Origin of the sequence: Bacteroides sp. AM16-13 (genome assembly GCF_003602705.1) — a bacterium.
Taxonomy (GTDB): Bacteria; Bacteroidota; Bacteroidia; order Bacteroidales; family Bacteroidaceae; genus Bacteroides; species Bacteroides xylanisolvens.
This window is the reverse complement of sequence record NZ_QTLK01000027.1, coordinates 78,819-86,889: the sequence shown is the minus strand read 5'-3', so window position 1 is coordinate 86,889 and position 8,071 is coordinate 78,819. Positions and strand designations below refer to the sequence as shown.

Sequence of the window (8,071 nt, the reverse complement as noted above, 5' to 3'; positions counted from 1 at the left end):
AGTTCTGCAAAGACTTTGCAGATTTCGTATATTGGTATGCAGACGCAGGAAGTGGTTATAAAACCGAATCTGAAAGTTGTGCTAAAATCTGATTCTCAGAAACTTGATGAGGTTGTGGTGACTGCGATGGGGATTAAACGTTCTGAAAAGTCTTTGGGATATTCAGTGACAAGTGTTAAAGGTGATGAAATAACCAAGGCACGTGAAAGTAATGTTTTAAACTCCTTATCAGGTAAGATCGCAGGTGTACAGATTGGACAGTCGTCAGGTACTGCAGGGGGAAGTTCTAGTATTCAGATTCGTGGTGCTTCTTCTATTGGTAGCGTGTCGTCTCCACTTTTTATTGTTGATGGTTTGCCTATTGACAATGGGGCGTTCAATCCGGACAGAACTAATGGCATTGTTGATGTTGGAAACCGTGCAGGAGATATTAGCTCGGATGATATCGAGTCTATTAATGTTTTAAAAGGGGCTGCGGCAACTGCATTGTATGGTGCGCGTGCGAAAGATGGTGCTATCGTAATAACTACCAAAAAAGGTAGTCGCAATTCGCAGGTATCTGTTACAGTTAATTCTTCCACACGTTTTGAGAATGTTTTGAAACTGCCAGATTTTCAAAATGATTACGCACAAGGAAGTTATGGCAAATATAATGTAAAAATGTTGAATGGTTGGGGGCCTAAGATATCTTCTGTGCAAGATCAGACATTTGCAGATTTTAAAGGAGAACAGGTTACTTTGCAAGCATATCCTGACAATGTAAAAGATTTCTATGAGACAGGTATGAGTTATATAAATAATGTCGCAATTGCTGGTGGTACAGAACGTTCTGATTTTAGAATCAGTGTCTCTACTACTAATCAGACAGGGGTGGTGCCCGGATCCGATTATAATAAATATGCTTTTGCCGTTAATGGTGGTATGAATTTCACCAAGAACTTCACAGGGCGAGTTTCAGCACAGTACATCCGCTCTGATTCGGAAGGACGGCCTGCTCAGGGATCTAATGATAATAACTTGCTCATTCCTTTGATAAACGGAATGCCGCGTACGGTAAATATCAACGATGTGAAAAACAATTGGATTGACGAATACGGTAAGCAAATATCACTGGATCCGGAAGGAAAGAGTAACAATCCGTATTGGATAATCAACAAGAATAAATTTACTAATCAGTTGGATCGTCTTATCGGCAATATTGTTTTGACTTATAAACCGATAGAAGGACTGACAATCTCGAATAATGCAGGAACTGACTTTTATACAGAAACCAGACGTAAAGTATATTCGAAAGGGACAATTGGTAATCTTGAAGGACAGTTCCAGACATGGGATCTCTATAAGCGTATTTTGAATAATGATTTGATGATATCGTATGAGAAAACATTTGCGGAAGATTATGGAGTAAAAGTAATGTTGGGACACAATATATATCAGGAAGACTGGAGAAATAATAATGTGTTGGCGCAAAATCTGGTTGTAGATGAATTGTATGCATATACTAATGCTAAGACAACGAGTCCGGTAAATTATACCTCTAAGAAACGGCTGGTTGGTCTTTATGGAGATATAAGCTTCAGTTATAAGAATATGGTATTCTTGGATGTGACAGGAAGAAATGACTGGTCATCTACATTACCTGTAAATAACCGTTCTTATTTTTATCCGTCAATTAGTGGTAGTTTTATTTTTACAGAATTGATGAAGAATAAGGATGTTTTGAGTTATGGAAAATTGCGTATGAGTTATGCTAATGTCGGTAGTGATGAACAACCATACCAGTTGGCGTTTCAATATACTCCGGTTAATTCTTATTTTTTGCAGTATAATTTAACGAATGTTTTTCCCCATAATGGATTAGTAGGATTTACAGGTCCTCGTGTATTGCCGAATGAGAATCTTAAACCACAAAATCAGGCATCGTTTGAGGTAGGTACTGATTTACGCTTTTTCCAAAATCGTATTCGTTTAGACTTGACTTATTATAAAAGTGTAACTAAAAATCAAATCGTAAGCATTGATGTTCCTTTGTCCACGGGGTATTTTGCCAATAATATTAATGCGGGAAAAGTATCTAATAAAGGGATTGAAGTAGCATTAGGAGTTACCCCTGTACAGACTAAGGACTTTAAATGGGACTTGGAGGCTACTTTTGCAAAAAACACCCAGAAAGTTGATGAGCTGGCAGAAGGGTTGGATGAGTACTCGTTGACTAGTGGATTGAGTGGATTGCAGATAAAAGCGGAAGTTGGTGGTTCGTTTGGTCTGTATGGTACAGGTTGGAAACGTGATGATTCGGGCAATTATGTTATTAACGAAAAGACAGGACTCCGTGAAATTGTAAACAATGTGCGTTTGGGAGATGTTTACCCGGACTTTACAATGGGTATTAATAATACGTTCTCTTACAAAGGTTTCACATTGAGTTTCCTGATAGATATTCGTCAAGGTGGTTCTCTTTACTCTGAAACAGTGGGTACTTTACGTACTACCGGACTTGCTGCTGAAACTGCTGCCCATCGAGAAGATGCGTCGTTTATTGAACCGGGAGTCATCTTACAATCTGATGGAACTTACAGAGCTAATGATGTGCCGGTTAAAAGTATGCAAGATTATTGGGGGCATGTGGCAAAATCAAGTAATAATGAGGGTAATATTTTCGATGCTTCATATGTTAAATTACGTGAGTTGAACTTTTCTTATAGTTTTCCTAGAAAATGGTTTAGAAGTTTCTTTGTCAAATCTCTTGATTTAGGCTTTGAGGCTCGTAATCTTTGGATTATAAAAGATCATGTGCCTCACATTGATCCGGAAGCTAACTTTTTTGGACCTGCACAGATCGGTGGGGGAGTTGAGTTCAATAGTATCCCGACAACAAGAAGTTTCGGATTTAATATTAGATTGACATTATAATAATTATCAAAGAGAAATAATATGAAAAATAAAAGATCAATATATACTATAGCAATCATATTTACATGTGCTATTTTGAGCTCATGTAGTGATTGGTTGGATGTTAATCATAATCCAAATTCTGCGGAAAAGGTGGATCCCGGGTATTTATTCAATTATGCAGTAGTGAATTGGGCTGGTAGTCGTACCGGAGGAGATGCTTACATTCCTCTTTCTCAAAGTATCCAGTGTCAGGCAGACGGCGGCGATGATTATGGGGGCTGGGCGGAAGGTTATTATGTCATAGATCCATATAGCCTTGGTAATACATGGAAGCATTACTATTCTGTTGGAGGTAATAATTTGCAGTTAGCTATCAAAAATGCTCAAGAAGCTACTCCTGTCAATCATAATGGAATTGCTCAATGTAAAATTATTCTAGCTCAACATATTTATGAGACAACAATGATATGGGGAGATATTCCATTTACGGAGGCTTGGATAGAAGGAGTTAAATATCCAAAATTTGATTCTCAGGAAGTAGTTTTGAATGGTGTAGTAAGCTTGTTGGATGAAGCGTTGAATGAGATCAACTTGGATGATCCTTTGGCCATTACTGATTACGATATTTTTTATAAAGGTGATATGCAAAAGTGGATTCGGTTGGCCAAATCTTTAAAATTCAGAACTTTAATGACAATGGTGGATAAAGATCCGACGAAAGCAGAACAGATTGGAAAGTTGATAAGTGACGGTGGTATGATTAGTTCGGCTGATGATAATCTGCAGTTCCCATATTTACAGACTGCCGGTAATGAAAATCCTAAATATAAAATATTGGAGAAGTATACAAATGGCATCAATATTATGTTTTTTGCAAATAATAATGTATTGAAGCCTATGCAGGAACGCAATGATTCTCGTATTTCCAGATATTTTGAACCGGGAGCTGACGGGCTGTATCGAGGCTTGGATACTCGGCAGGCAGCAGAAGAAACTGATGATGAAAATGCGGAGTTATTATCTTCCGTTATAAGTAAGTATCTTTTTAGAAAAGAGGCCCCTGAATTAATTTATTCTTATCAGGAACAGTTGTTTTTTGAAGCGGAAGCGTATGTACGTGGGTTGGGAGTAACTTCTAATTTGGTGAAAGCTAATGAATTATATAAGAAAGCTATTCAAACAGCTTGTGATTATTATGAAGCGGATCCGGTAAAGACAACTGAATTTATTGATGCTTTGGATGATTTAAACACATTGGAACCTGATAGAGCTTTATATGAGATTCATATTCAGCAATGGATTGATTTGATGGACAGACCGTTGGAAGAATTTGTACAGTGGAGAAGATCAGGATCCAATGGTAATGAGGTACCTGTACTTACTGTGCCGACAGAAGCTACTTCTCGGGAACTTATTCGTAGATGGGAATATAGTCCTGAGGAAATGACTGCTAATCCTAATGCACCCAAAGAATCTCCTAAAATTTGGGAAAAGATGTGGTTTGATTTATAGATTCTAAGGTGATAAATGATACGAAAAAGAGGACAATAAAACATTGTCCTCTTTTTTTTTGTTATATTTGCGCCCACATTATTATATATTAGAAGTAAAGAATGAAAGAATTTGTAATATCCGAAGCCAAAGTAGAGACAGCAGTGCTTGTCGGACTCATCACACAAACGCAGGATGAGCGTAAGACGAACGAGTATCTGGATGAACTGGCTTTCCTTGCCGAGACGGCTGGGGCGGAAGTAGTGAAACGATTTACGCAGAAGTTACCGACAGCTCATTCAGTGACTTATGTCGGAAAAGGAAAGTTGGAAGAAATCAGACAATATATTCGTAACGAAGAGGAAGAAGAACGTGAAGTAGGAATGGTCATCTTTGATGATGAGCTTTCTGCGAAACAGATTCGTAATATTGAAGCCGAACTGAAAGTGAAGATACTGGACCGTACTTCACTGATCCTTGATATATTTGCCATGCGTGCACAGACAGCCAATGCGAAGACGCAGGTAGAGCTGGCACAATATAAATATATGTTGCCGCGTTTGCAGCGACTTTGGACTCACTTGGAACGCCAGGGAGGAGGTTCCGGTGCCGGTGGCGGTAAAGGTTCTGTGGGACTTCGTGGTCCGGGTGAAACACAGCTTGAGATGGACCGCCGTATCATCCTGAACCGTATGTCATTATTGAAAGAACGTCTGGCGGAGATTGACAAGCAGAAAGCTACCCAACGAAAGAATCGCGGACGCATGATACGTGTTGCATTGGTTGGTTATACCAACGTGGGAAAATCAACCATGATGAATCTTCTCTCCAAGAGCGAAGTGTTTGCGGAAAACAAACTGTTCGCTACTTTGGACACCACTGTGCGTAAAGTGATTATTGATAATCTACCGTTCCTGTTGTCGGATACGGTAGGATTTATTCGCAAGTTGCCTACCGACCTGGTAGAATCTTTTAAATCTACCCTGGATGAAGTGCGTGAAGCAGATTTGCTTGTGCACGTAGTCGATATTTCCCACCCCGGATTTGAGGAACAGATTGAGGTAGTGAACAAGACACTGGCAGAGATTGGCGGCAGTGGCAAACCTATGATACTTGTATTTAATAAAATAGACGCTTACACCTACGTGGAGAAAGCGCCGGACGACCTTACCCCCCGAACAAAGGAAAACTTAACACTCGAAGAACTGATGAAGACGTGGATGGCAAAAATGGAGGATAACTGCCTCTTTATTTCCGCCCGCGAACGAATCAATATAGACGAACTGAAAAATGTAGTTTATCAGCGAGTGAAAGAATTACACGTTCAGAAATATCCCTATAACGATTTTCTTTATCAGACCTACGAAGAAGAGGAAGAATAAACGGGAGGGATTTATGATTTATGATTTCTGAATTATGAGTTGGCTGTGCGATTATGACGGACAACATCACAGTTCATAAATCATAATTCATAAATCATAACTCATAAATCATTTAGTATATGAAAGACTATCGTAGATTGACTGAAGATGAGGTACTTCAGTTGAAGAGCCAGTCGTGTCTGGCCGATGATTGGGGAAATGTATCAGTGGCAGAGGGCTTTAATTGTGAGTACGTTCATCATACCCGTTTCTCGGGTGAAGTGAAACTGGGGGTATTCGAATCAGAATTTACATTGCCAGGGGGAATCAAGAAACATTCGGGATTGCGTCATGTGACGTTGCATAATGTATCAGTGGGCGATAACTGTTGTATTGAGAATATCCAGAACTACATTGCTAACTATGAGATCGGTAGTGATACTTTCATTGAGAATGTAGATATTATTTTAGTGGATGGATTAAGCACTTTCGGTAATGGGGTAGAAGTGGCTGTCTTGAATGAAACAGGAGGTCGTGAAGTGTTGATGAACGACAAACTGTCTGCGCATCAGGCATATATACTTGCGTTGTACCGCCATCGTCCCGAACTGATTAACCGTATGAAATCTATTGCGGATTATTATTCCAATAAACATGCTTCTGCTATCGGCAGTATTGGCAATCATGTCATGATTCTCAATACAGGTTCAATCAAGAATGTCCGGATTGGTGATTACTGCCATATCTGTGGAACTTGCCGCTTATCCAATGGAAGCGTCAATAGTAATGTGACAGCGCCTGTACATATCGGTCACGGGGTAATTTGTGACGACTTCATTATCTCTTCCGGTTCAAAAGTGGATGACGGTACGATGCTGACCCGTTGCTTCGTCGGGCAGTCCTGTAAATTGGGACATAATTATTCCGCTTCCGATTCTTTGTTTTTTAGTAATTGCCAAGGAGAGAACGGTGAGGCATGTGCTATTTTCGCAGGTCCTTTCACCGTGACACATCATAAATCTACTTTGCTGATTGCCGGAATGTTCTCGTTTATGAATGCAGGTTCGGGATCCAATCAGAGCAACCACATGTATAAGTTAGGTCCTATTCATCAAGGAACAATGGAAAGAGGAGCGAAGACCACTTCTGATTCCTATATCTTGTGGCCGGCACGTGTCGGAGCTTTCTCATTGGTCATGGGACGTCATGTCAATCATGCCGATACTTCTAATCTTCCTTTCTCTTACCTGATAGAGCAGCGGAATACGACTTATCTGGTTCCGGGAGTCAACTTGAGAAGTGTAGGTACTATCCGTGACGCACAAAAATGGCCGAAACGTGATAATCGTAAAGACCCGAACAGGCTGGATTATATCAACTATAACCTGTTGAGTCCTTATACCATTCAGAAGATGTTCAAAGGGCGTTCCATTTTGAAAGAATTGAAACGTGTGTCCGGTGAAACTTCAGAAATCTACTCTTACCAGAGTGCTAAAATCAAGAACTCTTCTTTGAACAACGGAATCCGTTTTTATGAAATTGCTATCCACAAGTTCTTAGGAAACTCCATTATAAAACGACTGGAAGGCATTAACTTCCAGAGTAATGAAGAAATCCGTCAACGCCTGAAACCCGATACGGAAATTGGTATTGGCGAATGGGTAGATGTTTCCGGACTGATTGCTCCCAAGAGTGAGATCGACCGACTACTGGATGGTATTGAGAAAGGAGCAGTCAATCGTTTAAAGTCCATCAATGCAAGCTTCGCGGAAATGCACGAGAATTATTATACTTATGAATGGACATGGGCTTATCATAAGATTCAGGAATTTTATGGCTTAGATCCGGAAACGATCACAGCGCAAGATATCATCGGTATCGTGAAAGCCTGGCAGCAAGCTGTTGTCGGATTGGACAAGATGGTATATGAGGATGCTAAGAAAGAATTCTCGTTATCTTCCATGACCGGATTCGGTGCTGATGGCTCTCATGACGAAATGAAGCAGGACTTTGAGCAAGTACGCGGTGATTTCGAAAGCAATACATTTGTGACTGCGGTGTTGAAACATATTGAAGATAAAACGGCTCTTGGAAATGAGCTCATCGAGCGAATCAAAATGATTGATAAAACGGAAATAGTGTAGCGAGTCAAAAATAAGTAGATAAATAAATGAGAATTTAGGGGCGTAGCGCCCCAACAAGGTTTCCATTCGGCATGTTATCGTTTTAGACATACCCTAAAGGGTGGAACTGTATCTCTTTCAGGGAATACCGAATGGAAACCTTGCTCCGGCGCTACGCCGGTAAATGGGAATTTATCGGTT

The 8,071-nt window shown here is 40.1% G+C and carries 4 protein-coding genes; all 4 read left to right on the top strand.

The annotated features are described in order from the left end of the window. The coding region (locus DW173_RS19245) for a SusC/RagA family TonB-linked outer membrane protein (RefSeq protein ID WP_233562227.1) at positions 1-2,913 on the top strand (2,913 nt) is incomplete at its 5' end. 21 nt (positions 2,914-2,934) lie between these two features. Further along, entirely contained in the window at positions 2,935-4,407 is a 1,473-nt protein-coding gene (locus DW173_RS19240) for a SusD/RagB family nutrient-binding outer membrane lipoprotein (RefSeq protein WP_087319079.1), read from the top strand. Positions 4,408-4,508: 101 nt separating this feature from the next. After that, positions 4,509-5,768, top strand: a complete 1,260-nt coding sequence (gene hflX / locus DW173_RS19235) for a GTPase HflX (protein ID WP_004315613.1) — start codon at positions 4,509-4,511, stop codon at positions 5,766-5,768. Positions 5,769-5,887: 119 nt separating this feature from the next. Further along, positions 5,888-7,891, top strand: a complete 2,004-nt coding sequence (locus DW173_RS19230) for a DUF4954 family protein (RefSeq protein ID WP_008640811.1) — start codon at positions 5,888-5,890, stop codon at positions 7,889-7,891. The last annotated feature ends 180 nt before the right edge of the window (positions 7,892-8,071 follow it).

Excerpts from the sequence above, each read along its gene's own strand:
- hflX (WP_004315613.1), top strand. The coding sequence starts at position 4,509 with ATGAAAGAATTTGTAATATCCGAAGCCAAAGTAGAGACAGCAGTGCTT.
- DW173_RS19230 (WP_008640811.1), top strand. The coding sequence starts at position 5,888 with ATGAAAGACTATCGTAGATTGACTGAAGATGAGGTACTTCAGTTGAAG.
- DW173_RS19240 (WP_087319079.1), top strand. The coding sequence starts at position 2,935 with ATGAAAAATAAAAGATCAATATATACTATAGCAATCATATTTACATGT.